Genomic DNA, 26,133 nt, shown 5'->3' on the forward strand with positions numbered 1-26,133 from the left:
CGGCAGAGGTGATGGCAGCGCTGGCGGATCCTCCAGCGGACGACGGATCGGCCGATCTGCGTCCGCTGATCCGGCAGTTGCGCGCCTCGCACCGGCGCCTCTTGGCCCTGCGGGTGGCGCAGGGAGCGTTGGCGGCACCGTTGGCCGGTGCCTCATTGCTGATAGCGGGACGGGAACTTGAGCGTGCGGGGCTGCCCCCAGGCATGCCCCCTCTTGCGCTTGCCGGGACCGCGGCGGCAGTGGCGCTTGCGGGCGCGGTGTTCTGGGCACTCGCCGGTACTTTGCCCTTCGGTCGCTTCGTGAGCCGTGCCGACGCGCGGCTCGGAACACAGGAGAGGCTCAGCACCGCACTGGAAGTTGAGCGGGATCGAGGTTCGGTGACGCCCGTCGCCGCCGCTCTCATAGCCGACGCGGCCGCCAGGGCACCCGTGGCACAACCCCGGCGCCTGGTGCCTGTGTCGCCTGGCTGGGCTGTCGCCTGGCTCGTGGCCACCGGGCTTCTCGTGCTCGCTCTCGCCGTGCCTACGCCGTACGTGGAGGCTCCGCCGGCTCCCTCGCAACTCGCCGCCGACGAGGCCTCGCTTCTGCCTGCTGCCCGCGAAGCGGCGGTGGAAGATGTGCAACGCGTCGCGGAGTTTGTGCGGGCCGAGGCGGTGCGGCGCGAGGATCCCTACCTCGGCGCCGTGGGGCGCGAGCTCGATACGCTTCTGGAGCGACTGCAAGGCGGCACTCCGATTTCGGCGGCAGCACTGAACCGGGAGCTCCGGCGCCTCGGCAGCCACGCCGAGGCTGGGCTGCGACGCGCCGGCGCGGCCCCCGAGGAGTTGGCGCAGGCGGCCATGACCTTTGCGGCGGCAGCCGAGGCGGCAGACGAGCCGACTGCGCCCGCGCCCGCTGCGGCCGATCCCTTGCCTCCCGCGGATGAAGCGGTTCGAGAGAGCATCGCCGAATCGAACGGCGATGGTCCGGTCAGCGCGAGCTCTTCCGTCGCCACCGCGTCTCAGCCCTCCGCCGCGCCCGCGGGCGGCGAGGGAGAAGCTGCGACCTTCAACGACGGCGAATGCGTCCACGACGGCGATCTCGACTGCTTCATCATCACCGAGGGCACAGACGCCCCAAGCGTTATCCTGGAGCGTCAAGACGATCAGAAGGGCGGCAATCTGCCGGGCCAGGGTGGCGCGAGCACGTTGCAGAACGCCTTTCGTCTCGGCGCCTCCGGGCGCTCGAACTCGGGCGAGAGCACCGAGGCTGGCACCGGCAGCGCCGCGATCGGCGGCGGCACCACCCCTGATGCCGGCGCCTATGCGCAGGGCAGCGAGGTCACGCTAGCGCCTGGCGAGCTGTCCGGCGAGGGCAGTCGCATCCGCATCGATGCCGCACCCGATGCAACGCGCACGATAGAGGAGGGCGGCAGTGCTGGCCCCTCTTCAGCTTGGCGTCGGCAGGAGGAATCCGAGGTGGCGCGGCCAGTCCTTGACGCCGCGCAGGCCAGGGCGGTGGCGCGCTATTTTACCGGTGATCAAGAGCCCATACCATGAGCTTCGGCGCGCCCTTCTGGCTGCTTGTCTGGGGACTGGCGCTTCCGATCCTGCTTGCCCAGGCGCGAAGACGGCGGCGGATCAAGGTGGGCAGCCTGCGGCTCTGGCTTCTGATCGAAGCAGACCGGAAGCCGAAGCCGCGCTTCGCGCTGCCGCCGCTGACGGCCCGGCTCCTGTTGCAGCTGGCAATCATCTTCCTCGCGGGCCTCGCGCTCGCCCAGCCCCGGATCGGCGCTCCTGCGCCTGAACATGCGGTGTTCCTCGTCGATGTATCGGCGAGCATGAACGCAGGCGATGTCGCGCCAAGCAGGCTGACCAGGGCGATCGACGCGCTCGATGCGCGGCTCCAGCGCGCCGAGGCAGAGGGAATCGACCGTGTCTCGGTGATTGTCGTGGGCGCCGAGCCGCGGCCAGTGGCTGCGCGCCTTCCGCCGCATCTGGCGCGACAGACTCTCGCTGCTGTCGAGGCCACGGACGGGACGGCCGACTGGGCCGCGGCGATCGCTTACATCCCGAGCCTCAGCCTTCCGGATGAGCGGATCGAGATCGTCGCCTTCAGTGACGGTGCACCGTTGCCCGAGGATGCCGAGGTGGAACAGATCTCCTTCGGCGGCTCTGGCACGCGAAACGCCGAGCTGAATGCGGAGGTGACGCCGATATCCGGCACGCTCGGCCGCTGGCGGATCGAGGGCACGGTCACGCTATGGGGCACACACCCTAGGCCCGAAGGCGTGGCGCTGAGCTTCGCGCCCGCCGCGGGCGGCGGCGAGCTGGATTGGGGACAGCTGGAGCTGGACGCCGGCCCCACTGACCCGGGCAACGACGGGTCGCTTGTTCTGCCTTTCGTAGGCGAGTCGCAGTTCCCCGGACACGGGCGCTTGACCTTGGCGCTCCGGCCCGACCTCGCGCCGCACGACGACCGCCTCGATTTCGTGCTACGCGAGATGCCGCGCGGGCTGGACGTTCTTTATGTCGGTCCGGACGAAAAGTCTCTTCTCCGAGCACTCGACACGCAGGAAGGACTGCGGCTCGTCCGCGCGGAGGCCGTGCCGGAGGAAGCCGCGCGCTACGACCTGGTTGTGGCGCATGACGCGGTGCTGGCCGCGCACCCACGGACAAACCTGCTGCTTTCGGGCGGCGCTCGCATCGCCGGGGAGCAAGCGCCTGCAGATTGGCGGGAGGGCGCGCCTGATACGTGGCGGAGCGATCACCCGCTCTCGGCGAACCTGGACTGGGCGACGTTCGGCTCGCTCCCGTTCCGTCCTGCGACGCCTGCGGGCGGCGAGGCGGTGGCGCGCGTCGGTGTCTGGCCGCTGCTTGAGGCGCGGGAGATGGCTTGGGGCAGGGAGGTGCGGCTGCGCATCGACCCATCTGCGCCGGGCTGGGGCGATGCGCCGGCACTGCCAGTCCTCATGCAGAACCTGGTGCGCTGGCTGGGTGTCGATCCGGCGGCAAGGGTTGGACAGACCTGCGAAGCGGGCCGCTCGTGCCCGCTCGAGGCGCTGGAGGGTTCGGCTCGGGTGATCGGGCCCAAAGGCACGCAGGTGGCGGCGGTCCCGGGTGCTGCCTTCCTGCCCCTCCGGACGGGACTTTACCGGATCGAGAGGTCAGGCGGGTCGCGGGTCGTGCCGGTACATGCAACCGCGGGAGAGGGCGATCTGCGGGCGCCCGGTGCTTCGCCGACGCATGCGCGCCCGCTCCAGCCGTGGCAGGCGCTGCTCGCGGCGCTGCTGGCGGCCATCGCGGTCGAAGCGGCGCTGGCGTGGCGCGAGCTGCGGCGCCGCCCAGGACCGGACACGCACCAGCGGCGAAGGCGGGACCTGGCGCTCGTCGGCACCCGAGCCAGCGCGGTCGCGGCAGGTGTGGCGTCCTTTTTCCTCCTGCCCTTCCCGGAACCGGGGCCTGATCGCGCCGCTGTCGCAATTTTCGGTGCTCCCGGTCCCGCAGGTGCAGGCGTAGCGGCCGTTCCGCCCGACGCGGCAGTACTGCGCGCGGGCGCCGCACCGGAACTCCTGCTCGACCACGGCGCGCGAGGCGATGGATTTCCCGGCGGGGATGGCGCGGCGGGCGCTGCCGAACTACAGTTCGCGCTCGCCCTGCTGCCACCTGACCGACCCGGGCGCATACTCCTCGCAGGTACCGCAGGAGCGACGGCCGAGGAAGCCGCGCTGTTAGCGCCGGCGCTGGCAGCACGCGGCCTCCGGCTCGATCACGCCGTTCCCGCACCGGCGCCAGGTGACGTGCTGGTACGCGAGGTGTCGGCGCCGAGCGGCTTGCGCTCGGGCGACCGCTACACCGCTACCGCGCTGGTGGCGAGTGAGGGAGGAGGCCCCACTCGCATCTCCTTCCTCGCCGACGGCTCGATGGTTGCCGAGGAGGAGGTGGTGCTGCCGGCCGGTATTTCGCGCGTCGAGGCCCCGCTCGTGGCCGGCGCGGCGGCCGAGGCGCTGATCGAAGTGGAAGTAGCCGCGACGGGTGACCCTGAAGCGCGCAACGACCGCGAGGGCGTGCTGGTGGATATAGGGCCGCGGCCAGCGGCGCTTCTGGTCTCGTCAAATCCCCGGCGGGCGCGCGATTTCGCGGAGGCACTGGCCGTGCAGGAGATCGATGTCCGCGCGGTCGAGCCCCGCAGCGCGCCCCGCCGGGTGGAGGACTGGATCCAGGAAGACCTCGTGATCCTCCTCGACGTGCCGGCACTCGACATCGGGATCGACGGGCTGAATTCTCTCGCCCGCGCCGTGCGCGAGCAGGGCGTGGGGCTGATGATACTCGGCGGGCCGAACAGCTTCGGCCCCGGCGGCTACGACCAGACGCCGCTCGAGGATCTCTCTCCGCTCTCGGCGCGCATCCCGCACGACGCCCCGAAGGCGGCGCTGGTCTTCGTGATCGACCGCTCCGGAAGCATGCAGGGCCAGGTGGGCGAGGTGACGCGCCTCGACATCGCCAAGGCGGCGGCGATTCACGCGGCGGAGCTTCTGCACGAGGAAAGCGCGCTCGGCATCGTTGCCTTCGATCAGGAGGCCTACGAGGTAGTGAGCCTCCGTCCACGGCCCGATCCCGACGCGCTCGCCGATCTTCTCGCGCCGCTGCAGCCGGGCGGCGGCACCACTCTGCTCCCGGCCCTTGAAATGGCCGTCGAGGCGCTGGAAGACGTGCCCTACGACATCCGCCATATCATCGTGATGACTGATGGCCTGATCGAGCAGGTCGATTTCCGGCCCACGCTGGAGCGCGCCGCCGCCTCGGAGATCACCGTCTCAACCATCGCATTCGGCTCGAGCGCGGTTACCGACCGTCTCGCCATCATCGCCGATGCCGGCGGCGGCACCTACCATGCCACAGGCGACTTTCGAGCACTGCCCAGCATCCTCTCCCAAGAAACGATCGTGTCGACGACCTCGCCTGTTCGATCGGAAGAGACCGCGGTGCTTCGAGCCGGCCGAGCCGAGCCTTTCCTCGCGAACCTGCCGAAGGAACTTCCGCCGATCTCACGCCACGTTGCGACCACGGCGAAACCGGGCGCACAAGAACATCTGCAGCTTACGTCGGCCGACGGCGAAGCGGTGCCTCTCATGGCTTCCTGGCGGCAGGGAAACGGGCGCGTGCTCGCTTTTGCGAGCGACGGCACGGGCCAGGGGACGACCGGCTGGATGGAGCTGCCGGAGTTCCCGCTCCTCTGGGCGCAGATCGCTCGGCACTTCCTGCGCGGCGGGGGCGGAGCGGGGCTGCACCTTTCGCTTGCGCGGTCGGGCGACGCGGCGCTCGTGCGGGCGGAACGGGTCGACGCGCACGGCCTGCCGATGACAGGGGACGCCCTGACGGCGCGGCTCGCGGAGGGCGATAGCCGGGTGCGTCTCCGCGAGACGGAACCCGGCCACTTCGAGGGCCGGCTTCCCCTCCACGGACCTGGCGTCCATGCGGTAACCGTCGAAGGCGCGGGCAGGGAGGCGACAGCTCGGCTGCATCTCGGCTATCCGGCGGCACTCGACCCGGGGCGTGACGGGACACATGTGCTCGCCGCGCTTGCCCAAGCCACGGGTGGAGGCGCGGGGGAACGGCCGCCTGACTTCGAGGCGCCCCACATCACGCTCTTCCTCGCGCCGGCATGGCGGCCTTGGCTCGCGTTGGCGTTGGCGCTCGCGCTTGGCGGAGTGCTCTGGCGGGCAGCAGAGACGCTCGGTGCGCTGGCTGTCGCCCTCGGCAGCAGGCACCATTCAGGCGGGGGCGCGGCGAGCGCCTCCTCGACAGGAGGAACGGAATGAACGAGCAGCTTGCCGCCGCGGAGCCCGCGAGTCTGGACCGGGCTCGGATCGAACACCTGACCGACCTCCTGCGGAGGGCACGGAGCGAGATCGCCGCCGCCGTCGTCGGGCAAGGGGCGGTTGTGGACCAGCTTCTTCTTGCGCTGATTGCCGGGGGTCACGTCCTGCTCGAAGGCGCGCCCGGCGTCGGCAAGACGCTGATCGTCCGCACGCTCGGGCAGGTCACCGGGCTCGACTTCGCCCGCGTCCAGTTCACTCCCGATCTCATGCCCGCCGACATCACTGGTGGCATGACGCTGGTGCCCGACGCCGACGGGCGCACGAGACTCGGCTTCCAGAAAGGCCCTATCTTCACCCAGATCCTTCTCGCCGACGAGATCAACCGCGCAACGCCCAAGACCCAATCGGCGCTCCTCGAGGCGATGCAGGAGGGCACAGTCACCGCCGGCGGCCATACGACGCCGCTGCCCGAGCCCTTCTTCGTGCTTGCCACGCAGAACCCCATCGAGATGGAGGGCACTTACCGCCTGCCCGAGGCGCAGATCGACCGTTTCCTGCTGAAGGCCGAGGTGAACTATCCACAAGAGGAAGAACTCGACGCGATCCTCGACCTGACCACAGGGTACGAGCCGCGCGTGCCGCGGCAGGTGCTGACGCAGGAAGACCTGCTCCTCGCGCAGCGGCTGGTGCGGATGGTGCCGATGGCTTCGCACCTGCGCCGTGCCGTGGCACGCTTCTCGGTGGCGACCCAGCCGCAGATACCGACGAGCCCCGAGCCGGTGCGCCGCTACCTGCGCTTCGGCCTCAGCCCGCGCGGTGCGCAGGCCATGGTCCTGTCGGCGAAGGCGCATGCGCTGGTGGCAGGCCGCTACAACGTGGCATTCGACGACCTCGAGGCCGTGCTGGCGCCGGTGCTCCGCCACCGATTCCAGCTCAACTACGAGGGCGAGGCGGCAGGAGTGGAACCGTTGGGGCTCCTGGCGCAGATGTTCGCCGAGGTCAAACGAGGCGTCACGTGATTCCGCCGGCTGCCCTCCTCGACCGGCTCGCGCGGAGCCGCCTCTTGCCCCGGAGGGCGCAAGCTTCGGCCGGCAGCGGCGAGCGCCGGTCGCGCATGAAGGGAGCCGGGCTGGAGTTTGCTGACCATCGGGCCTATCAGCCGGGCGACGATGTGCGCCGGATCGACCCCGCGCTCTATGCGCGCTTCGGCCAGCCGTTCGTGCGCCAGTACGCGGTGCAGCGCCAGCTCTCCGTGACGATCCTCGTGGACGCGAGCGCCTCGATGGGCGCGGACGGCGGCAAGCGATTTGCGCTGGTCCGAACCGCAGCGGCCGTGCTCGGGTTCGTCGCGCTCGCCGGGGGCGATCGACTCCGGCTCGGCATGGGGCGCGAGCGCCGCATCGAGTGGTCCGCCGTCTACACCACGCCGTCGCGCGCCGCCGATGCAATTGCATGGCTCTCGCGGCAGCATGGCACCGGGGGTCGCTTCGACGGCTGCCTCGAGGCCGCGCTGCCGGAGGTCTCCCCAACCGGCCTGACCATCGTGATCAGTGATTGGTGGGATGCACCACCGCGCCTTGAGGCCCTATTGCCCCGACTCGGTGCCGAGGTCTGGGCGCTTCAGGTGCTGTCGAGGGAGGAAGAGGACCCATCGCTCCTCGGAGCAGGCGAGGCTGCCCTGATGGACGCAGAGAGCGGGCAGGAAATGGTGCTGACGCTCGACGCAGTGGTGCAGGAACGGTTTCGCCGCATCCTGCAGGCTTGGCAGGAGGATCTGCGACAGAAGTTGACCGCCGCCGGCGGGCGGTTCCTCACGCTCGGCGAAGGCGCCTCACTGGAAGAGACGGTTCTGCGCCGCTGGCGTCAGTTGGAATTGCTGACGTAAGGGATGGCAGCGAGCACACATATCCGCAGAAAGCGATCGCCTGTCACTCAGGGCAGTGTCAGACAACACTGCGGGTAAGGGCCGCGCAACGTCAGGTCACGGTAGATCAGCCCGCTGACGACTAGCGCGTAGCCCACCGCCATGACGCTGACCTCGGTCGGCGTGGCGACACCGAAGCGTAGCGCGCCGATGACGAAGACCGGCAACAGCAACGCCGGCAGCGGCGGGACGACCTGGCTGCGGAACGCCCGGAAGCCGCCGGCGAGCGGCGAGCGCGGCAGGTCGCGCCGCTGCGCCACGACCCAGACGGCGGCGAACATGCCGAGGCCAAGAAAGAGGCCCGGCTGGATGCCGGCGACGAAGAAATCGACGATTGAGACATTGGAGACGACGCCGGAGAGGATCAGCGGGATCGACGTAGGATCAGCACCAATACCGTCGAATACGCCGGTTTGATCGCCGCCGCGAAGCTACCCGGATAGCTTTCCTCCTTCTGCACGGGGATCCAGCGCGTTGCCGAGTGCAGAGGCGTCGGCCACCGCCGAGCTTGAAATGCCGCTGAACATCACCGAGCCGATGGTCGAGTCTTAGCCGAGCCCGCCCCTGAAGTGTCCGACGAGGAGGCGTGCTATGTTGGTGACGTAGACGCCGAACCGGCCCGAACCAATCAATTCAGCCTGAACAATCCGATCAGCCGCCGGCAGCGCCCATTTCGGGAGGGCTGTCGGGCCTGAATGCGCCGAGGATGGCGGCGATCAGGAGAGCCAAGAGCGCCCTGAGGTGGGCGAGGATCTTGCGGAGGTTGTGGCCGCAGGCGCAGAGGACGGCGAAGAGGGCGTCGCCGGTGGTGCCCTTGAGCGGGCTGCGCGTCAGCCGGCCGTCGCGCGCCCCATCGGAATGCCGGCCAGCACTATCTTGTGCTGGTCCTAGGGCAGGTTTCCCGCAGTTATGTTGGTTGCGATGAAGCCCGGGCAGATCGCATTGACGCGCACGTCGTCGGGGGTGAGTTCGTCGGAAACTGCCTTGGTTTGGCCTACTACCCCGGCCTTTGCCGCCGAGTAGCGCTGCCCGCCGAAGATGCCGCCGCCTCGCTGGGACGAGACGGAGCTGAGGTTGACGATGCTGCCCGCCTGTCGCTCACGCATGCAGAGTATCGCCGCCTGCCTCATTTAGAGCGTGCCGCGCAAGTTGACGTCGAGCACTGCATCATCGTTCTCGGCGACGATGTGCATGATCTTCAGCGGCTGAGTGATGCCGGCGGTGTTGACTAGGATGTCGATCCTGTCCCGACTTAAGTCGGAGCACTCGACTTGGCTTGGACTTCGAGGAGCATCGCCGCGCGGGCATGAAATGGCCGCCAGAAAATCGGCATCTCCGCGCTCGCCGAGGCGGGAGAAGGTCGAGAACGGGCTGCGACATTTTCCGCGTAGATGCTGCGGCTGCGAATAGTCCGGCGTTGAGGGGACCGGCATCATTCAGGTCATGCGGCGCGCGCTACGCTGCCGGCCGATGTCTTACGCGCGAAGCCGCTGAGGCCGTCCACGCGGAGCCGGACGTTTAGCTCGTCCGTGCTAGTGTCCAGCGCTCGACCGGCAGCGCCACGATTCAGGCCCGCTCGCCGGGATAGAACTCATCCCGTAGAGGGCCGAATTGCTGCAAGGCCGAGTCGGCTTCGGTGATGCTCTTGGCATTGGCCCGCGCCGCCTTCCACGTGCCCGTTTTGATCTCTGGCCGGCGAAACCTCGCACGCAGATGGCGCATGACCGCAGCTTCGATCTCGCCCGCGGGCACGCGACCAATAGGACACGTGCCGGCACCATGCTTCAGGACCGACTGACTGCCACGGTACCGTTAGAGCTTGCCGCACTCGGGCGTGGGTCGGCGAGATAGCGGCGACGCCGGCCCGAACAGCGCCTTCAGTGGCGCAGGTGCGTTGGACCGAGTGCGGCCCGCGCGTTCTCCTGCAGGATAGGATGACATTTGTTCCACGTGTCGCAGTTGCTTGTCGCATCGTGCTTGCCGAGATAGCTCTCGCCCTTGCGGGTCGCTTTGCCGATGTAGGTGCGGTTGCTCAGCACCCGGTAAACCGGGCCCACGATCATCATCAGGACGATAACCGCGTCGGCGAGAGTCGCGAGCGCTACGCCTGGAGGATGAGGCGCATCGGGTTGCCCGGTCGCGCCCGACAAGGAGCGCGGCCCCTGCGGCAGCGAAGGCGGCTGCCAAACCTCCAGGAGGTTCTGCTTGTCGGAGAACGCCAAGAGGAACACCAGGACGCGGACTGCCGCGCCGGCCGGAAGCGCCAGAACGACCCGCGGCAGGCGCAGGTTTCAGAAATGATCCCGGCCCATGCGCTCGCCGCGAGCAGAAGCGCCGAAAGCACACGGCTGCCCGCAACGAAGGAGGCCCGGCCAGCGCGACTGATGCGCCAGCCAGAAGCGACACGCCGCCCAGCGCCGCCAGCCGGGCCCTGCGCAAGGACCCTCCCCAGCGCCTCGGCTAGTCCGTCGTCGGCCAGCAGCACGTCCAGCGTCTGTATCAAGGCCGCGCCGCGGCCGTGACAACGAGCAGGATCGGCGCGGCGTTGGCGAGCCCGACAAGCGGCCGGTCGGCGAGCGTGCCGGACAACCAATGAAGCTCCTCACGCGCTGTCACATTGAGGGCGGTGTAGCACTGAGTGGCGTAGTTCAGATGCGCTATCGGCCTCAGCGGTCAAATCCCCCGCCGAAGAGGTTTTCGCAGTATTCGAACAAGGTCTGCGAACGATTGATCAACACGATTTCTGCTGAGCGTAAGGTCGATCAGGTGTTCGAACGCAAGAAGCCGTTACGTTGCTCACGCCGATCCGCGTGGAGGATCGCGAATATCGCATGCGTATGTTCCTGCAGTGCAGACCTCTGCTGTCACTTCTTGGATTGCTCGCCAGTTCTGCTGCGTAATCCACCAGGATAAACGCAACCCGGCTAAAGCGCGTGATACTGTGCGCCGAGATATGGATCTTGTCCGGCAATATCAGCGTCGCTGGTCGCACCATGAGGGACAAAATTTCTCCCCGCCAAGGTGATCTCGCCTTCCGAGCGGGATCTGTCGGCCGAAGATGGGAGATGCGGTCGGCCTCTTCGGCTCGGTCTACTTGTCCCGCAGAGAAATCTAACGCGACCAGCACCCGGTAACCGTCGAGCGCCGCCGACATGGCGAGGTGCGCGCAGGTCGACGTCTTGCCGACGCCGCCCTTGAAGTTCGCTCCCGTCACGATCTTGGCCGGCAGCCCCTCGGGGCGGTAGGGCAGGTATTCCTTGGCCTTGGACCCGCCAACGGGTGGAAAGTGGGGTCCAGGTGCTTCCCAAAAAACCTACTTGATTGAACGACGGATCGCAAAGTTGGGGAAGGCGGCGCGTTATCAGCGACTTCGAACCGCTCGTGTCGCAGCGCGCTGAATCAGACCGCGAACGCTCATATGGTGGCATTTGCGATCGTCGCCGGCCTGTTCCCGGTCGCCCAAGTGACGAAGGCGGCAAAGCAGCAAAGACCGTCAACGGTTGATGACTCTCTCTTCCTTCGGTTTGGTACCGTAGTGGCAGCGTCCGCAGCGAACAGCTGGAAAGCCGCAGCCGTCCTCGCGTCGCGGTCGTGCTGAAGTTGCCGCAGCGCGACTGTTTCCAGTCGAGATCGACTGCTTCGGCGTGGGCGTTTCTGGCACTCGCAGCATGAACCGTTGCGTTCCGGACAACTCGTCTTGCCGCAAGGGACCAAGGTCGGCAGGGACTATGAGAGGCCGAAGGCTCGCGACGCAACCCCGGCCGCCGCGCAGCCGACGAGAACAGTGACCGGGCCTGCCCTGAAGCGGAACACCGCAACCATGGTGGCCAGCACCAGAACCAGCGCCAAGAAGTCGACAGAATCCAGCACCGGCATCTCGATGTCGACGCCCATACTGGTCACGGTCCTGATCTCGTCGAAGATCACATGCATGCCGAACCAGACCGCCAAGTTCAGAATCACGCCCACCACGGCAGCGGTGATGGCTGTCAGCGCGGCCGTCAGCATATCGTTGTCGCGCAGGCGCTCGATGAACGGGGCGCCGAAGAAGATCCACAGGAAGCAGGGCGTGAAGGTGACCCATGTGGTCAGCAGCCCGCCCAGCGTCCCGGCGAGAAGCGGCGAGAGGCCTCCCGCTTCACGGAACGCGCCCATGTAGCCCACGAACTGGGTCACCATGATCAGCGGTCCGGGCGTGGTTTCGGCCATTCCCAAGCCGTCGAGCATCTCGCCGGGCGCGGCCATCCGAAGTTCTGCACCGCTTCCTGCGCCACGTAGGCCAGCACCGCATAGGCGCCGCCGAAGGTCACCACTGCCATGACGCTGAAGAAGCCTGCGATCTGCGCGAAGACGTTGGCCGAGCCGAGAACGGCGAAGAGAAGCGCAATCGGCGCCAGCCAGAGCACGAGGAAGACGGCCGAGATGCGAAGCGCCCAAGTGCGATTTACGCGCGTATGCTCAGGCGATTCCTCACCCAGCAAGGTGTCGGAGTCGTCGACCTGCACCTTTCCGACATTGCCGTGCCCGCCGCCGCCCAGAAAGGCGGGCAGACCGGCGCGGGCTCCCAGGAATCCGATTAGCCCCGCAGTCAGGATGATGAGCGGAAACGGGACGGCGAAGCCAAAGATCGCTACGAACGACGCCGCCGCGATCGCCAGCATCGCGGTGTTCTTCAGGGCGCGCGACCCGATGCGGATGACCGCCTGCACGACGATGGCCAGCACCGCCGCCTTGAGCCCGAAAAACAGCGCCTCGATCGGCCCGACATCGCCGTAGAGCGCATAGACCCAGCTGAGCGCCATGATCGCAACAACACCCGGCAGCACGAAGAGGACGCCCGCGACAATCCCGCCAAGGGTGCGGTGCATCAGCCAGCCGATATAGACGGTGAGCTGCATCGCTTCGGGCCCAGGCAGGAGCATGCAGTAGTTGAGCGCGTGAAGGAACCGCTTCTCGCCCAGCCAGCGCTGTTCCTCGACGAGAATGCGGTGCATGAGCGCGATCTGCCCGGCCGGCCCGCCGAAGCTCAGAAGCCCGATGCGGGCCCAGACGCGGGTGGCCTCTGCCAGAGTCGGGTAGGAACGGGTCTGCATCAGTCGGCCTTCGGCTTGTTCGGGGGCCAGTCGTGGGTCTCGTCGGTCGCGTCGCGCGCCCAGCGGTAGAAGGCGCCGTAGAGCAGCATCCCGGCCTCGATCTGCTCCAGGTTGTCGGCATACATGCGCGACAATCCAGGCGAGGCAGCCAGCAGCCCCGCCGCCTCGGGAGCGAGATCGAGACGCGCGGTGTCGGCGCCGCGGACGATTGCAGCGAGCCGAACGAGGGCGGGGAGCGACAGTCCGAACTCTGCCAGCATCACGTCGAAGGTGCAGAGCTCGCCCCGGTGGCTCCAGAATACATTCTCGACGTCAAAAAGCGCAGCATCGTAGCGTTCGGCGACGCCCGTCACCTCGGCGGGCGCCACGAACAGGATCACTGCGCAGGGGTTGCGTGACCTAGCTGTCCTGCCGCTTGTTGCCTGTTTTGACAGGCTACATCGGATTAGTCGTCGCAAAGCGTCGGTCGGGCGAAGAAATATCCCTGCGCCAGCCGCACGCCTGCACGTGACAGCGCCGCCGCTTCGCCACTTCGCTCGACGCCTTCGGCTATCACCTGGACACCCGTCTCCCTTGCAAATCTGACTACGGCGGACATCAGCGCCCGCCGAGCCGGGTCCTCGTCGATGGAAGTGACCAGCGAGCGGTCCACCTTCACGAATTCCGGCGCCACGGAGACGACCCTGGCGAGATTTGAATACCCGACACCGAAATCATCCACCGCCAGACTGAACGGCAACTCGCTTGCGGCCAGTGCCACACGAATATCGTCTTCTAGCCCTTCCAGTCGCTCCTCAAGGACTTCAAGGACCATCCCGTCGAGCAGGGCCCCGAAGATTTCTGCGCACTTCCCGTTGGCGATCGCCTCGGGTGAAACGTTCACAAACGCCTTACACTCCTCCGTCTGCCTGGCGACTGTCTTCGACAGTCGGCGAAGCACCTCGCCCTCAAGGTCCCGGTCCGCCGCGAGCAGGTGAGCCTGCTCGAAGACCATGTTGACCGGAATGCCCTTGAAGAGAGAGAAGCGCGCGAGATACTCCATCCCAGCAACACGGCCCGTCGCGATCTCGACGACCGGCTGTCGGGCAAAGCGGATGGCGCCTGTGGCGATCGTCTGGTCGAGACGTTGCCGAAACCGGCTTGCAGCCTCGTTCCCCTGTCGGAGGCGCGTGAGATGTCGCCCTGCCAGATCGGCCGTGAGCCGGATCAGGTCGGCGCTGCTTTGCCCGAGATCGGATCGCGGTCTGGAGTCGAAGCAACCCATGACCCCGAAGATCTCACCGCTCGCGAGCCGGACCGGCACGCCGACGAAGGACCGGACGCCGAACTCGCGGCAGAGTGGTATTCCTCTGATCTGCGGGTTGGCGTCAATGTCGCCGACGGCCTCGGCGACGGTGCCGGACAGGATGGCGTGCGAGAGGGTGCGTTCGCGCGGGTCCGCGCGCCCCTCGGCCAGACTTTTGGCGGCAGAAGTCTCCGCCAGGTACACCACCCGGTGAACCTCGCCAACCTCTGCGAGAAACACGGATTCCATCCGCATGTGGATCCGGAGCGCGGAGATAATCTCCCGCAGTGCCTCTTCCGACGCGAGGTCGGCCTGCAGGACAGAAAGCAGACCCGGATTTTCTCTCAGTGCGCTCATTGCTTTATGGAGTTTCGTCTGAAGGAAAGCAGCCTGCAACCTATGATTGTGATGGGCCCTGGCGAGGCACTGCGGCGAGAAGTCGAAGCAGGCCGGATGACCGCACCCGCAACGCCCGGACTAGCAAGCAGGAGAGTCGTGGTCCGGTTAACTCACTGCACGTTGCGGGCTGAGGTAGACCTTTCTCGTTCCGTTTTCTCGAAACTGGATCGGCTCCTCTCGTCGTCAGACCGCAGGTCGCGAGACAGGGGAGGCGGACCGGTCGAGCCGTTCCACGGCGACACTAACCTCCATTCCGAGAAACACTGCGCCAGTTCCGCAGAAGGTCCCGCTGAGCGGCAAGGCCTTTGCAGGTGTGCGCGTCGTGGCGACGCGAAGCAGGTTGTGCCCGGCGATGATCCGGTTGGTTGGATCGAACTCGACCCATCCAGCACCAGGCACGAACACGTCGGCCCAGGCATGGGTCGAGCCTCCGCCACTGAAGCCGCTATCTTCTTCTGCGTTGGCTGCCGGGTCGTATAGATAGCCGGTAACGAAGCGTGCAGCGAAGCCAAGCAAGCGCGCCGCCTCGATGAAGAGCAGGGCAAAGTCGCGGCAAGTTCCCGTGCCGAGCGCGATCGTTTGTGCCGGTGACTGCACGCCGCGCACCTCTCGGCGGCCATAGGTGAAGCCACGGTGTATGGCTGCGCCAAGCTCGTCCAGGATCTCGATCGTCCCCGTGGGGATGAGCGGGAGCGACAGAGCCATCCATGCTGCCACTGTGGCGCGGTCTTCGGGGTGCTGCATCAGCAACATGGGTCCCAGGTCCGTGCTTTCCTCCGGCTCGTATGAGAAGGGATAGGGGCCGGTATGACGCGCCAGCCGGTCCACTGGGACGTCGTATCCATAGCGCCGCAGGGTCAACTCGCTGCCGATGAGGAGCTCGTCTGAAGCTTCCGAGAACGTCAGTAGCGCAACCGAGTTTCCGAAGGTGTCGAAGGTCTACCGCACGTCGGCTCCCGGCGCAAGGATGAGGCTCGACTCGAGCAGCCGCATGTCGTGGCCGTCGCGCGGCCGCACCATGAGCCGATGGCCCCCGAATTTCACGGGTTTGTCGTATCTAAGCTGGTACGATGACGGACGCGGAACGTCGTCATGCGGCGTTTCCATTCTGCACGAGGTCTTATCCGATCTTATCGGGCGGCGCGCAATCTGCGCCGTCGAACACTATTTCATGTTCAGATCAAACAAGGAAGTCGCCATGTTCATCCGCTTTGGCTTCGAAATTGCCATTGAAAACACGGTGAAATTGCCGTTGCTCTTGGCACTTTCGCCGCACTCGTCGTTTCGCGGTCGCGTCATCGGCGCCGACCGGGTCAGAACCGATCCGGAAGTGCAAATGGAGGAGTTCCTCGACCCGTTCGAGAATCGCCGCGTCCGCCTGGAGGCGCCGGTGGGCGGGTCTCGGATCTGGTCGGACAACGTGGTGGAGGACGACGGCGAGCCGGACGTCTTCAACTGGAACGCGCGCCAGCACGAGGTGTCGCACCTTCCGCCGGAGACGCTGCCGTTCCTGACGGCCAGCCGGTACTGCGAGTCGGACGTGCTCTCCGACCGCGCCTGGGAGCTGTTCGGCGGGACCCAGCCGGGATGGGCGCGCGTGCAGGAGATCTGCAACTTCGTCCACAGCCATCTCACCTTCGGGTACAAGTTCGGTCGTCCGACCAAGACGGCAGCGGACGCACTGCGGGAGGGCACGGGCGTCTGCCGCGACTTCGCCCATCTCTCGATCGCGTTCTGCCGGGCGATGAACATCCCGGCGCGCTACGCCAGCGGCTATCTGGGCGACATCGGTGTCCCGCCATCTGGCCCAGGCGACTTCTGCGCCTGGTTCGAGGCGTTTCTGGAGGGTCGCTGGTACACGTTCGACGCCCGCTTCAACACGCCCCGGATCGGTCGGGTGCTGATGGTCCGCGGCCGAGACGCCGCGGACGGAGCGATGATCACCTCTTTCGGCAGCTATCACCTCAAGCACTTCCGGGTCTGGACGGAAGAGGTCGCCGGAGGAACATCCGAAAGTGAGTTGGAAGCGCTCCTCGAGAGCCGCCCCCACGCGCCCGCCCTGACCCTGGCGATGGCCGGCACCTCGTGAAGGATAGGCGGCGATGGCTGCCGAGCACATCGCCGGTCAATTTGCCTAGCGTGCCTCCGGCTCGGCGAGGAAGAACCTGACCATTTCAGCCGAGGCATCCGGACCTGCCGGATCGGTATAGGAACCCGCCGCCGACCCGCCCGACCATGCGTGCCCCGCGCCCTCTATCAGCCAGTGCTCCGTGGCGGGAACCCCGGCAGGGCCATGCGTAACCGTCGTCGCATACTTCCGGCCGCCTCGCGAAGTGCCTCGCGCCTGTTGCGTCTTCGCTGCGCCGCGTCGGGCTCTCGTGATGATGCTGTTTCCATTTGAGGGATGCACCGTCGCGTCCGCCGCGCCGTGGAACACGATCGTTCGCACGCTGTCTGCGGCGCCTCCCACGGCACGCGATGCGCGCTCAGCTTCCCCACGCATCGCGGCGAAGGCGGAGACCACGTCGCTGGCACAGCCCGCGGGAAGTCCCGAGTGGACGCCGATCCCGACGAACAGGTCGGGATAGGCCTCGCCCAGAATGGCGGCCATCGCACCTCCGGCCGACAGCCCGGCAACGAAGACCCGGGAACTGTCGATGTCGAATTCGCTGATCAGCTTGCGGGCCAGCCCTGCGATGATCGCCGGCTCGCCGACGCCGCGACGCTGATCTCCCGCCCGGAACCAGTTCCAGCAACCCTGCGCGTTGTGCGCCCGGGTCTGCGTGGGATAGGCGATGATCAGGCCGTGTTGCTCAGCCAAGCCGTTCATCGATGTGCCGGACGCAAAGTCGTCCGGGTTCTGCGTGCAACCATGCAGCATGACGATGAGCCCCTGAGCACCGTCTGGAAGGGATGCAGGAACGTAAAGGCGGTAGTCGCGAGAGCCGCAGGCTCCTGCGTGCGATCGCCATTCGTACAGCGCCCCCTCGGGCACCGTCGGCGCGGCGGAGCTCCTATCGGGGAATGGCATTCCACCGGACAACTGCGAGGCGATTCCCTGCGGACGACCCCGAGAAAGCCCGTCGATCACGTCGCGCAGGCTTCGACGCGATCGCCCGCTTCTGACGCCTTGCGGGACACGGCCGACTTCGGCGTTGGTTACGCCGTCATCCTCGTCTCGAGCATTCACGATGACTGCATCCTCGGCTTCGGGATCGATCAGTTCCGTGCCCGGTCGCGCCCGGTTCGACGTAGCGATTGGGGCATCCTCGCCGCTCCCCATACGGTCGGCCGCAAGTGCGGCCTGGATGAGGCGGGTCGCCTCTTGAGGCTCGCTTGCGCGCACGCGATCGAGCGCCCGGCCCATGGCGGCCGCAAAGTTCTTGTTCATGCTCTTGTCCTATTGATGCGGAATTGTCGTGTTATCGGATACGGTCCTTGAGGACCGCCTTCACCTCGGCTGGCGCCTGCAGCGAGCCGAGTACTTTGATGGAACCGATCGTCGCATCCGCGAGACCGGGGGTGACGTCACGGGCGATGCGGGCAAGGCCCACGACGCGAATGTGGAGCACCTCATTCCGCTGCCGTGCCATCTCGAGTTCATGCTGAGTGATGTCACGAAGCCCGAGTTCTAGCGTGTGGCGCTCGATCGACTTTGCGACTGCCTCGGCCTCCGACGTCAGCTGGTTTCGGATCGCGGTGCGGATGAAGTCCGTCCGGTTCGAGTAGAAGCCCTCCTGCACCAGCAGGTCGATCCGGCCCAGGTCGACATGGCCGAGGTTGATCGTGATCTTCTCGGTGTCGCTGGATCTGCTTTGAGTGTCTGCGGCCACGGCGCCCTCCATCCCGATGGATGGTATATGGATGGTTATAGCTGTCGCGCAAGGCCAAGACGCGGTTCAGATCGCCAAAGATTCTTCACGTCCTGTGGTGCGGCCAACGGCGCGCCGGCCAGGCAGCCTTGGATACCGGGTCCTGTCAGGGCAACCGCGCTGGTAGCAGGGCAGGGCGTTGCCCATCCTCGTCTGAAGGGCGAGAAGCTATTTTCGGTAATTGAAGACATCGCCCGAGGTCATCCAAGAATCGGCGTCGCGCTCGTCGCCACGACACTAATGTCATGGATACGAAGTCCGCTGTGGTGGGCCAGGATCACCGACTTTTCTCGCCTGCAGATTGCTGTGAGACTCGCGGCGACTCTGATCATTTACATCCCGCTTTTCGGGGTGCGTTGGGATTTTGAGACGCTTGTCCTTGGCGCTATGGCAGTTGCGCCGGGATACCAGCTCGACCGCATAAGTCCGTGTATGCTCGGTGCTCCAAAACAGGTGCTAATGACAACCCATGTCGCTTTGCCTCGAGCCATCAAGCTCCTGATCTCAACATTGCTGATGGAAAACTGATGCGTTCACGACTTGCTTCGCTTCATAGATAGGGCCAATCCAGATGTCGTGCTAGTGATTGAGGCGAACAGTTGGTGGGGCGCGAAACTCGAGGTCCTCGACCAATCTTATCCACGCTCCATGGCACAGCCGCACGAGGACTACTACGGGATGCATCTGTGTGCCTGAACTGGCCCCCGATTCGACCGGACAGTCAGGCATAGCCATGGAGGCTTGGGCATATGCCTGAGCACGTGCTCATGTCTGAGATTGAGATCATCACGAATGGCGGCCGTCGCCGCCGCTAGTCCGCGGCCGAGAAGCTGTGGATCGTGGAAGAGACCCTGGACGAGCGGGAGAGCATCTCGGTCGTCGCGCGGCGCAATGGCGTCGCTCCGAACCTCCTCTATCGTTGGCGCAGGCTGATGCTGGAAGGAGGGAGCGTGGCGGTGACGGGCGACGACGAGGTGACCAGGTCGAGCCTGCGAGACGGGCCGTTCGGCAGATGGAGGACCGCATCCGGGAGTTGGAGCGCCAGCTCGGGCGCAAGACGCTCGAGGCGGAGATCCTCAAGGAGGCGCTGGAGTTGCTCGCGCGTGCTGCGCACCCTCTAAAGGACGGTTCTCGATGAAGGCCGTAGCCCAGACGCTCGGGGTGTCGCGCTCGAACCTGCATGACCGGCTGAGCGGGAGGACCAAGCCGCGGCGGCGCTATCACAAGGCGCAAGACGCGGCGGTGTTGCCGTTGATCACCACGCTGGTCGCGGCGCGGCCGACCTAAGGCTACCGGCGGAGTTGCCAGCGGTTGCGCCACCGGTTCGAGCAACCGGTGGCGACGCGATCCTGAACCGCCAGCTGCGGGCGCAGGGGCTGGCGCCGGTGAACCACAAGCGCGTCTACCGGATCATGCAAGTCAACAACCTGCTTCTCGCGCGGAGCCATACCGAGCGGCCAGCGCGCACCCACGACGGCAAGGTCATCGTCATGCGCTCGAACCTCCGGTGGTGCAGCGACGGCTTCGAGTTCACATGCTGGAACGGCGACGTCGTCCTGGGCGCCTTCATCATCGACGCCCATGACCGGGAGATCATCGCCTGGCGCGCCGTGACGAATGCCGGCATCAGCGGATCGGACGTGCGCGACATGATGCTCGAGGCGGTGGAGAAGCGGTTCGGCGCACATCGTGCTCCGCATCCGGTGGAGATGCTCAGCGACAACGGCTCGCCCTACACCGCCTGCGACACGCGCATCTTCGCCAACCAGCTTGGCCTGAAGCCCTGCTTCACGCCGGTGAAGAGCCCGGAGCGCAATGGCATCTCGGAGCCCTTCGTGAACACGCTCAAGCGCGACTACGTGCGCGTCACGCCGCTGCCGGACGCTCAGGCCGTCCTCGATCTCGTCGGCGGGTGGATCGAGGATCACAACGACAACCACCCGCACTCAGGGCTGAAGATGCGCTCGCCGCGCGAGTTCATCGCAGCTCAAACTGCAACCGCCTGAGTGGCCGGCGAAACGGGGGCAAGATGTCCCGACTTGAGCTCGTTTCGCCGGAACTGAGTTTCCTCGTCGAGTAGGAGATACCGTCGGTCAGGGCGGGCGTGCGCCTTTGCTCAGGTGACGTCATCAACTTCTATGGCGTTAATCCAAGGCCACCTGATCCGCGTCAGGGCACAGAAGAGCGCGACGCCGAGATCCTATCGTCGCGTATGGAATGCCGTCGATTATCACCGGTGACCTCCATGACCTCGCCTGGTCCCGCACGAGCGGTTGTTCCAGCATATCGGCAGGATGCTCGACCCACAGCGCAGCCGAGGCATGTACTTCACGTTCCATGCCGGCTACCCGATGCTGCGCTCGCCTCTCGACCGTTCTTTCCACGAGTCCTCGTTCGTATTCATGCGCCTGAAACAGTGCGGAGCATCGGCCCGATCACTTCCCGGTCCTTGCCGAGCTGCAATAGAAGCCGCGCGCCGCCGTCCAACAGCAAGGCTTGAAGGAAGATGCGGAGGATCGAGCCGAGGGTCAGGAGAAAGTCGAAGACGGTTCTGGTCGCATCCCTTAGGATCTGGTGTTGCCTGAGGTGAACGTCGATCCGGAGAACAGAGACTGGTTCCGATACCTCTGACAGCACCTTCCACACTCGTGGCTCGGTGCCCCGTTGCCGCGGAGGGCGACCGGAGCACAGGCGCAGTTGGCAAGCCGGCGCCGGTGGTGGATCAGGCGCGGGCGACCGAGCTGCGGACCATTGTGACGTAGGCCAACGTCGCAGCGAGAGCATAAATGAAATTGAAGGTCAGGACTCGGGGCACCGGCGCAGGAATGCCAAATACGGTCTTGGCGAGGATTGAGGGTATCAGCGTCAGGAGGATCAGAGCAGTCACCCACGCCTGCCAGCCCGAGAGACGGAGAAACACGAGCGGCAACAGGAGCGCAACGAGTATCGCCACTGTTTCGCGCCCGAAGCTGAAGATCAGCGGCAGAAGCGGCGCTCCCGCCACCACGGATACAACGAGCGAGTTGGCAACAGCGCCCACGATACCGGCAATGACTGCGGAGAGCACCGTGCGGATGTTGTACAAGGTTTTCACCTCGCAAACGAAATATATGACCCGAGCTTGCATCAACCTGCACCGGTTGCACAAGCGATTCGATGGGGTAAACCGGGCAACATCACCTCGGCGCCGCCTTGGCTCCGGCGCTTGTCTCCGCTTGCAAGGTGGCCATCCGAGCCTGCCGTTCGCTGAGGCGTTCGGAAACACCTCAGGTGGAGACGAAGCGCCGAAGTTGCCATTCCCGGGCCGCGCTGTCGGAGGCAGAGGACTGCGCACTGCGGATATTTTTCGGATCAACAGCAGGATTGGTGTAGGGCACGACTTTGCATTTGTTGATGCGCCTCAAAGGCAGCAGTCAACGCCTCGCCCCTCACCTTGACGTTGAAAACAATCCTCGCCGGGATCAGTGCGCGAAGATCATGCCGCGACCGATCCGTACGGAACTGACCCTGCGGAACCCCGCCTGAACTAGGCGCAGATTGTCCTCGCCGGCCGAACCGGACGAGCTGGACGCACGCAACGCCCGGCTATCTCCGTTCAGTGCGGCATGATGAAGATACCCTGGTAGGGAAAACGTGGGCGCGGGGCCCCGGCAGCACGATGAAGACTGCTACTAACCCGGAGCCGGGAATTGCGGAGGCCCACCCCGCCCAGTTCGATTTCGTGGGTTTCGAGGCCGTAGGATGTCCTTACGCCTGGAGCGGTCCCGGCGCCGGTATAGGTGCCCTCGCCGAAGTCTGGCGCAGGCAGAGAAACCAGATCGTCGCCTTCTTCCATGGTGGCCACGGCGCGCCAGTTATCGCTCCAATGGAACGCGAAGCGGCCGTCTATGAACCCGCGCTCCTGGTCGGAGGGCAACTCGCTGGTTCCGGGGGCGTAGCCCTCGTCGAAGAGCCGATGCCCCCACTTGCCGAACGGGATGGCGGTAGGTTTCGCGGTCGACGAGGCTGCCGCCGTGGGACCGCAGGAACGGCAGGAAAGCATAGGGATATCACGCGCCTTGGTCGTTCCGAGGTCGAGCGGGTACTCGTACTGCCCATTTTTCCTCGCCGTGTCGAGCGCCGCCATGAACTCCTCGCCTGTCCGCAGCTCCTCGAGCGTCGGGGTGCGCAGGCCCCAGCATCGAGGTCCGACTGGCCGCGTAACTCGCGACCGCGGCGTCGCCGAAATCCAACGAATAGAGCTCGCCTTTCCAGTAGCCGAGCGTGCCGGGTGGGCCGTCCGCGCTCTCGTCGATCGCGAGCGGCTGCATGTGGCCTGACCAGGCCCAGTTCGGCATGATCGGTCCGTCGACATCGAGGAGGCAGGGCAGGTTGCTCGGCAGCGCCGCCGCGACCATCGAGTCGTTGTAGGAGGACTGCGGTTTCCATCTCGTTCCTGGCACCGTGGTACCACATGCTGATCTCCGTTTGCGCGCTGGCCGTGTCGGCTCGGACGGTGCAGGCGAGAAGCGAGGTCGGCATTTCGGTGGCGCGCCGGCCGATGGCACGATAGTTCAGCTCGACGGTAGTGAGCGCCGGGTAAAGCGTCTCCGACACCAGGCGGTGATCGTCATGGCCCGCGACCGAGATGTCGTCAGGAATGCGCAGGCCACGGGAACGCAGCAGTCCGTAGAAGGCGATCGCCATGCGGTCATTGCCGCAGGATCTGGCGGTCCGGCTGCATCATCCGCTCAGCAATGCTCGACGACATGGCCTCGGCGCTCGCCTACTTCGACACGATGCGTAGCGCGCGGACAACGGCGAACCTGATCCAGGGCCAGCGCGACTTCTTCGGCGCGCACGGCTTCGTGCGGCTCGATAGACATGGGATGCATCACGGCCCGTGGAGCGACACATCGCACTCGGACCCGCATCGGCCGGCGCCTGCCTGACCCTCTCCGCGGCGGGCGTTTCGACTCGATCGCGCTCGCGCCGCACAGTCTTTGCGCCTCCGGGGTGCGAATGTCGCTGGCTGGAGGCAAAGGCGACTGCCCATTGGCCCTACGCTCTTTCCGACGCATCCTTTCGAGGCGACGCGCACCGAATCACGAGCTGAGCGATGGCGGTCATTGTCCCGTTCCTGATCGGTGTGGTCGCCGGTCTCCGCACGATGACGGCGCCGGCCGCGATCGCGTGGGCTGGCTGGCTTGGATGGCTGGAGCTCGCAGGCACATGGGCGGCGTTTCTCGCATCGCCCTGGGCCGTCGGCATCCTGTCGGCACTGGCGCTCGGCGAGTTCGTCACGGACCAGCTGCCGTCGACGCCGAGCCGAAAGGTGCCGGTCCAGCTCGCCGGACGAGTGGCATCGGGCGCATTCTCCGGCGCGGCACTCGGCGCCGCTGTTGACGCGCCTCTGCTGGGTTTTGTGGCGGGGGCCGTCGGGGCGGTCGCGGGCGCCTACGGCGGTGCGACGGCGCGGGCTCGGATGTCGGCGGCGCTCAGTCGCCCTCGGCCGGCCGCGCTGATCGAGGACGCCGTGGCGATCGTCGCCGGCCTCGCCTTGGCGGCGGCGTTGTGAGCCGCTCCTTCGACGCCATCATCGTCGGCGCCGGTCAGGCGGGTCCGCCCCTCGCCGGTCGGCTGACGGCGGCCGGGATGACCGTCGCCCTGATCGAGCGCAAGCTCGTCGGCGGCACCTGCGTCAACGCCGGCTGCACGCCGACGAAGACCCTCGTCGCATCGGCACGTGCGGCGCATGTGGTCCGGCGCGCGGCGGAGTTCGGCATCGACACTGCGCCGCCGCAGGTCGACATGGGTCGGGTGCGGGCGCGGATGCGGCGCGTCGTCGAGGACTCGCGAGCCGGACTCGAGGCGTCGCTCGGCGGGATGGAGGGCCTGAAGCTGGTCCGCGGGCAGGCACGGTTCACCGCGCCGGATGCGGTCGAGGTCGGGGGCGAGACGCTGACGGCGCCGCGCATCTTCCTCAATGTCGGCGCCCGTCCCTCGCGCCCGGACATGCCCGGCATCGACGAGGTTCCGCACCTCACCAGCACGACGATTCTCGGGCTCGACCGCGTGCCGCGGCATCTGGTGGTCGTCGGCGGCAGCTACATCGGGCTCGAGTTCGCGCAGATGTACCGCCGCTTCGGCGCCGAGGTGACGGTGGTCGAGCGGGCGCCCGCGCTCATCCCCCGCGAGGAACCGGAGGTCTCCGTGGCGATTCGCGGCATCCTTGAAGCCGAGGGCATCGCCGTCCGCACCGGCGCCGATTGCATCGCGCTCTCCTCCGGTCCTGACGGCGTCTGCGTGCACGTCAACTGCGCCGAGGGCGCGCCTGAGGTGCACGGGACGGATGTGCTGCTCGCAGTCGGCCGGACGCCGAACACCGACGACCTCGGCCTCGACGCCGCGGGTCTTGCCGCCGATACGCGCGGCTTCGTGCCAGTGAACGAGCGGCTGGAGACCGCCGTGCCAGGCATCTGGGCGCTCGGCGACTGCAACGGTCGTGGAGCGTTCACGCATACCAGCTGGAACGACCACGAGATCGTCGCGGCGAACCTCCTCGACGGCGGCGACCGCAAGGTCTCCGACCGGGTGCCGGGCTACGCGCTCTACATCGACCCGCCGCTCGGGCGCGCCGGCCTGACCGAGACGCAGGCGCGCGCCGGCGGGCACCGGTTGCGGACCGCCTCCCGGCCGATGACCCGCGTGAGCCGCGCCGTCGAGAAGGGCGAGACACAGGGGCTGATGAAGGTCGTGGTCGATGCCGAGACGGGCGCGATCCTCGGCGCGGCGATCCTCGGCCCCGGCGGCGACGAGGCAGTCCATGGCATCCTCGACATGATGACCGCCGGCGTCCCGGCGGAGGGCCTGGCGCGGGCGGTGCCGATCCATCCCACCGTCTCCGAACTCCTGCCGACCCTGATCCGCGAGCTGAACTGAGGTAGACATCCGATGTCCGAGCCCGACACGCCCCCGGAGACCAAGCTCACCCGCACTAAGCGCCTTTGGGCCGAGGCGGAAGTTCCTCGTCGGCCGCCGCTCGCGGCCCGAGGACGAGCGGCTGCCGCCTGGCCAGCATCTGGTGAAGGACTGGCCGGTGCTGGACCTCGGCATCGTGCCGGCGGTCCCTCTCGAGCGCTTCCGACTCGATGTCGACGGCCTCGTGCGGAACCGGCTGTCGCTCGACTGGGAGGCGCTCCAGGCGCTGCGGCAGACGACGCTCCGCAGCGACATCCACTGCGTCACCAGCTGGTCGCGCTACGACAACGACTGGACGGGCGTGCGGACCCGCGAGCTCATGGCGCGGGCGGATCCGGTGGCCGAGGCGGGCCATGTCATCCTGCACGGCCATGACGGCTACACGACGAACCTGCCGATCGCCGATTTCGTCACCGCGGATTCGATCCTCGCTACGCACTGGCAGGGGGAGCCGCTGGAGCGGGAGCATGGCGGACCGCTGCGTGCCGTGGTGCCGCACCTCTACTTCTGGAAGAGCGCCAAGTGGCTGAAGCGGATCGAGGTCATCGGCACCGACCGCGCCGGATACTGGGAGCGGAACGGCTACCACATGTACGGCGATCCGTGGTCCGAGCAGCGGTACGGCTGAGAGCATCGCGTGGGCATGCTCAAGGTTGAGCAGCGCATTGACGATGCGCGTATATCCGCGCGCGTTGGCCGAAGCGAAAGATTTTTCAGGAGCGGATACCGCGCCGTCGGGGCCCTCGGAGGCACTGGGGATGCGCCGGCGTGCCGCGCTGCGGTCGTCATGGACGCGAGGC

At 66.7% G+C, this 26,133-nt stretch carries 24 protein-coding genes and 5 pseudogenes; 10 read left to right on the top strand and 19 right to left on the bottom strand.

The annotated features are described in order from the left end of the window. Window positions 1–11: 11 nt before the first annotated feature. The 4 genes from JM664_RS08180 (at window position 12) to JM664_RS08195 (ending at window position 7,685) form a co-directional block, all read left to right on the top strand. On the top strand, window positions 12–1,538 hold the full coding sequence (locus tag JM664_RS08180; RefSeq protein ID WP_227419438.1) for a hypothetical protein: 1,527 nt from the start codon (window positions 12–14) through the stop codon (window positions 1,536–1,538). Continuing rightward, the gene (locus JM664_RS08185) at window positions 1,535–5,800 is read left to right on the top strand and encodes a VWA domain-containing protein (protein ID WP_227419439.1); all 4,266 of its coding nucleotides are present in this window, start codon (window positions 1,535–1,537) and stop codon (window positions 5,798–5,800) included. The genes JM664_RS08180 and JM664_RS08185 overlap by 4 nt, the downstream gene beginning before the upstream one ends. Then, window positions 5,797–6,819 carry an AAA family ATPase gene (locus JM664_RS08190; protein WP_227419441.1) on the top strand — a complete coding sequence of 341 codons (1,023 nt, stop codon included), beginning with the start codon at window positions 5,797–5,799 and terminating at the stop codon, window positions 6,817–6,819. The genes JM664_RS08185 and JM664_RS08190 overlap by 4 nt, the downstream gene beginning before the upstream one ends. Before the next feature lie 95 nt (window positions 6,820–6,914). After that, complete coding sequence (locus tag JM664_RS08195; RefSeq protein WP_227419442.1) at window positions 6,915–7,685, top strand: DUF58 domain-containing protein; 771 nt, start codon at window positions 6,915–6,917, stop codon at window positions 7,683–7,685. A gap of 47 nt (window positions 7,686–7,732) precedes the next feature. On the opposite strand, the gene JM664_RS08200 is transcribed toward JM664_RS08195, so the two are convergent. The 13 genes and pseudogenes from JM664_RS08200 to JM664_RS18990 form a co-directional block, all read right to left on the bottom strand. After that, the gene (locus JM664_RS08200) at window positions 7,733–8,119 is read right to left on the bottom strand and encodes a TRAP transporter large permease subunit (RefSeq protein ID WP_227419941.1); all 387 of its coding nucleotides are present in this window, start codon (window positions 8,117–8,119) and stop codon (window positions 7,733–7,735) included. A gap of 256 nt (window positions 8,120–8,375) precedes the next feature. Continuing rightward, a pseudogene (locus JM664_RS08205) lies at window positions 8,376–8,567 on the bottom strand (IS5/IS1182 family transposase); the annotation flags it as partial. Between the two features lie 44 nt (window positions 8,568–8,611). Then, on the bottom strand, window positions 8,612–8,854 hold the full coding sequence (locus JM664_RS08210) for an SDR family NAD(P)-dependent oxidoreductase (protein WP_227419443.1): 243 nt from the start codon (window positions 8,852–8,854) through the stop codon (window positions 8,612–8,614). Next, the gene (locus JM664_RS08215) at window positions 8,855–9,157 is read right to left on the bottom strand and encodes a hypothetical protein (RefSeq protein WP_227419444.1); all 303 of its coding nucleotides are present in this window, start codon (window positions 9,155–9,157) and stop codon (window positions 8,855–8,857) included. 133 nt (window positions 9,158–9,290) lie between these two features. After that, the gene (locus JM664_RS08220; protein ID WP_227419445.1) at window positions 9,291–9,476 is read right to left on the bottom strand and encodes a hypothetical protein; all 186 of its coding nucleotides are present in this window, start codon (window positions 9,474–9,476) and stop codon (window positions 9,291–9,293) included. Window positions 9,477–9,601: 125 nt separating this feature from the next. Beyond that, window positions 9,602–9,955, bottom strand: a complete 354-nt coding sequence (locus JM664_RS08225) for a hypothetical protein (RefSeq protein ID WP_227419446.1) — start codon at window positions 9,953–9,955, stop codon at window positions 9,602–9,604. A gap of 887 nt (window positions 9,956–10,842) precedes the next feature. After that, a pseudogene (locus JM664_RS08230) lies at window positions 10,843–10,995 on the bottom strand (nucleotide-binding protein); the annotation flags it as partial. A 455-nt stretch (window positions 10,996–11,450) separates the two neighbouring features. After that, window positions 11,451–11,933 carry a chromate transporter gene (locus JM664_RS19090; protein ID WP_264465587.1) on the bottom strand — a complete coding sequence of 161 codons (483 nt, stop codon included), beginning with the start codon at window positions 11,931–11,933 and terminating at the stop codon, window positions 11,451–11,453. Beyond that, window positions 11,906–12,817, bottom strand: a complete 912-nt coding sequence (locus JM664_RS08240) for a chromate transporter (protein ID WP_227419448.1) — start codon at window positions 12,815–12,817, stop codon at window positions 11,906–11,908. The genes JM664_RS19090 and JM664_RS08240 overlap by 28 nt, the downstream gene beginning before the upstream one ends. Continuing rightward, on the bottom strand, window positions 12,817–13,197 hold the full coding sequence (locus tag JM664_RS08245) for a chromate resistance protein ChrB domain-containing protein (RefSeq protein WP_406675778.1): 381 nt from the start codon (window positions 13,195–13,197) through the stop codon (window positions 12,817–12,819). Before JM664_RS08245 ends, JM664_RS08240 begins: the two co-directional genes overlap by 1 nt. Before the next feature lie 65 nt (window positions 13,198–13,262). Next, a complete protein-coding gene (locus JM664_RS08250) occupies window positions 13,263–14,498 on the bottom strand; it encodes a sensor domain-containing phosphodiesterase (RefSeq protein WP_227419449.1) in 1,236 nt (411 codons plus the stop codon). A gap of 186 nt (window positions 14,499–14,684) precedes the next feature. After that, a complete protein-coding gene (locus JM664_RS08255) occupies window positions 14,685–15,245 on the bottom strand; it encodes a transglutaminase-like domain-containing protein (RefSeq protein ID WP_227419450.1) in 561 nt (186 codons plus the stop codon). Window positions 15,246–15,440: 195 nt separating this feature from the next. Then, the gene (locus JM664_RS18990; RefSeq protein ID WP_227419451.1) at window positions 15,441–15,608 is read right to left on the bottom strand and encodes a transglutaminase N-terminal domain-containing protein; all 168 of its coding nucleotides are present in this window, start codon (window positions 15,606–15,608) and stop codon (window positions 15,441–15,443) included. Window positions 15,609–15,699: 91 nt separating this feature from the next. Here JM664_RS18990 and JM664_RS08265 point away from each other — a divergent pair, with 91 nt between their 5' ends. Further along, window positions 15,700–16,590 carry a transglutaminase-like domain-containing protein gene (locus JM664_RS08265; RefSeq protein ID WP_227419452.1) on the top strand — a complete coding sequence of 297 codons (891 nt, stop codon included), beginning with the start codon at window positions 15,700–15,702 and terminating at the stop codon, window positions 16,588–16,590. A 45-nt stretch (window positions 16,591–16,635) separates the two neighbouring features. On the opposite strand, the gene JM664_RS08270 is transcribed toward JM664_RS08265, so the two are convergent. Further along, window positions 16,636–17,868: an extracellular catalytic domain type 1 short-chain-length polyhydroxyalkanoate depolymerase gene (locus tag JM664_RS08270; protein ID WP_227419453.1), complete on the bottom strand. Its 1,233-nt coding sequence runs from the start codon at window positions 17,866–17,868 to the stop codon at window positions 16,636–16,638. Between the two features lie 55 nt (window positions 17,869–17,923). Beyond that, window positions 17,924–18,334: a CopG family transcriptional regulator gene (locus tag JM664_RS08275; RefSeq protein WP_227419454.1), complete on the bottom strand. Its 411-nt coding sequence runs from the start codon at window positions 18,332–18,334 to the stop codon at window positions 17,924–17,926. Between the two features lie 788 nt (window positions 18,335–19,122). Here JM664_RS08275 and JM664_RS08280 point away from each other — a divergent pair. Further along, window positions 19,123–20,379: pseudogene (locus JM664_RS08280) on the top strand (IS3 family transposase). A gap of 394 nt (window positions 20,380–20,773) precedes the next feature. Here JM664_RS08280 and JM664_RS08285 read toward each other — a convergent pair. From JM664_RS08285 to JM664_RS08300, 4 genes and pseudogenes are all read right to left on the bottom strand, one after another. After that, window positions 20,774–21,019, bottom strand: coding sequence for a hypothetical protein (locus tag JM664_RS08285; RefSeq protein WP_227419455.1), 246 nt, complete (start codon window positions 21,017–21,019; stop codon window positions 20,774–20,776). A gap of 76 nt (window positions 21,020–21,095) precedes the next feature. Further along, on the bottom strand, window positions 21,096–21,467 hold the full coding sequence (locus JM664_RS08290; protein ID WP_227419456.1) for a hypothetical protein: 372 nt from the start codon (window positions 21,465–21,467) through the stop codon (window positions 21,096–21,098). Window positions 21,468–21,968: 501 nt separating this feature from the next. Further along, window positions 21,969–22,499: a hypothetical protein gene (locus tag JM664_RS08295; RefSeq protein WP_227419976.1), complete on the bottom strand. Its 531-nt coding sequence runs from the start codon at window positions 22,497–22,499 to the stop codon at window positions 21,969–21,971. A gap of 437 nt (window positions 22,500–22,936) precedes the next feature. After that, window positions 22,937–23,059, bottom strand: a pseudogene (locus JM664_RS08300) (substrate-binding domain-containing protein); the annotation flags it as partial. Window positions 23,060–23,073: 14 nt separating this feature from the next. Here JM664_RS08300 and JM664_RS08305 point away from each other — a divergent pair. The 4 genes and pseudogenes from JM664_RS08305 to JM664_RS08320 form a co-directional block, all read left to right on the top strand. Beyond that, window positions 23,074–23,304: pseudogene (locus JM664_RS08305) on the top strand (hypothetical protein); the annotation flags it as partial. A gap of 167 nt (window positions 23,305–23,471) precedes the next feature. Continuing rightward, window positions 23,472–23,930 carry a DUF4126 family protein gene (locus tag JM664_RS08310; protein WP_227419457.1) on the top strand — a complete coding sequence of 153 codons (459 nt, stop codon included), beginning with the start codon at window positions 23,472–23,474 and terminating at the stop codon, window positions 23,928–23,930. Beyond that, window positions 23,927–25,294 (top strand): FAD-containing oxidoreductase, encoded by a 1,368-nt coding sequence (locus tag JM664_RS08315; RefSeq protein ID WP_227419458.1) that lies wholly within the window; start codon window positions 23,927–23,929, stop codon window positions 25,292–25,294. The genes JM664_RS08310 and JM664_RS08315 overlap by 4 nt, the downstream gene beginning before the upstream one ends. Window positions 25,295–25,436: 142 nt before the next feature. Further along, window positions 25,437–25,961: a sulfite oxidase-like oxidoreductase gene (locus JM664_RS08320; protein ID WP_227419459.1), complete on the top strand. Its 525-nt coding sequence runs from the start codon at window positions 25,437–25,439 to the stop codon at window positions 25,959–25,961. Window positions 25,962–26,133 lie beyond the last annotated feature (172 nt).

Source organism: Roseitranquillus sediminis (genome assembly GCF_016918935.1).
In the GTDB taxonomy this organism is placed as follows: domain Bacteria; phylum Pseudomonadota; class Alphaproteobacteria; order Rhodobacterales; family Rhodobacteraceae; genus Roseitranquillus; species Roseitranquillus sediminis.

What these genes read in the sequence shown, in the direction of transcription:
- JM664_RS08210 (WP_227419443.1), bottom strand. Translation starts at nt 8,854, where the DNA reads ATGAGGCAGGCGGCGATACTCTGCATGCGTGAGCGACAGGCGGGCAGC.
- JM664_RS08240 (WP_227419448.1), bottom strand. Translation starts at nt 12,817, where the DNA reads ATGCAGACCCGTTCCTACCCGACTCTGGCAGAGGCCACCCGCGTCTGG.
- JM664_RS08265 (WP_227419452.1), top strand. Translation starts at nt 15,700, where the DNA reads ATGTTCATCCGCTTTGGCTTCGAAATTGCCATTGAAAACACGGTGAAA.
- JM664_RS08190 (WP_227419441.1), top strand. Translation starts at nt 5,797, where the DNA reads ATGAACGAGCAGCTTGCCGCCGCGGAGCCCGCGAGTCTGGACCGGGCT.
- JM664_RS08310 (WP_227419457.1), top strand. Translation starts at nt 23,472, where the DNA reads ATGGCGGTCATTGTCCCGTTCCTGATCGGTGTGGTCGCCGGTCTCCGC.
- JM664_RS08185 (WP_227419439.1), top strand. Translation starts at nt 1,535, where the DNA reads ATGAGCTTCGGCGCGCCCTTCTGGCTGCTTGTCTGGGGACTGGCGCTT.
- JM664_RS08195 (WP_227419442.1), top strand. Translation starts at nt 6,915, where the DNA reads ATGAAGGGAGCCGGGCTGGAGTTTGCTGACCATCGGGCCTATCAGCCG.
- JM664_RS19090 (WP_264465587.1), bottom strand. Translation starts at nt 11,933, where the DNA reads ATGGCCGAAACCACGCCCGGACCGCTGATCATGGTGACCCAGTTCGTG.
- JM664_RS18990 (WP_227419451.1), bottom strand. Translation starts at nt 15,608, where the DNA reads ATGGAAACGCCGCATGACGACGTTCCGCGTCCGTCATCGTACCAGCTT.
- JM664_RS08215 (WP_227419444.1), bottom strand. Translation starts at nt 9,157, where the DNA reads ATGCCGGTCCCCTCAACGCCGGACTATTCGCAGCCGCAGCATCTACGC.
- JM664_RS08295 (WP_227419976.1), bottom strand. Translation starts at nt 22,499, where the DNA reads ATGGCGGCGCTCGACACGGCGAGGAAAAATGGGCAGTACGAGTACCCG.
- JM664_RS08180 (WP_227419438.1), top strand. Translation starts at nt 12, where the DNA reads ATGGCAGCGCTGGCGGATCCTCCAGCGGACGACGGATCGGCCGATCTG.
- JM664_RS08255 (WP_227419450.1), bottom strand. Translation starts at nt 15,245, where the DNA reads ATGCAGCACCCCGAAGACCGCGCCACAGTGGCAGCATGGATGGCTCTG.
- JM664_RS08270 (WP_227419453.1), bottom strand. Translation starts at nt 17,868, where the DNA reads ATGGGCCGGGCGCTCGATCGCGTGCGCGCAAGCGAGCCTCAAGAGGCG.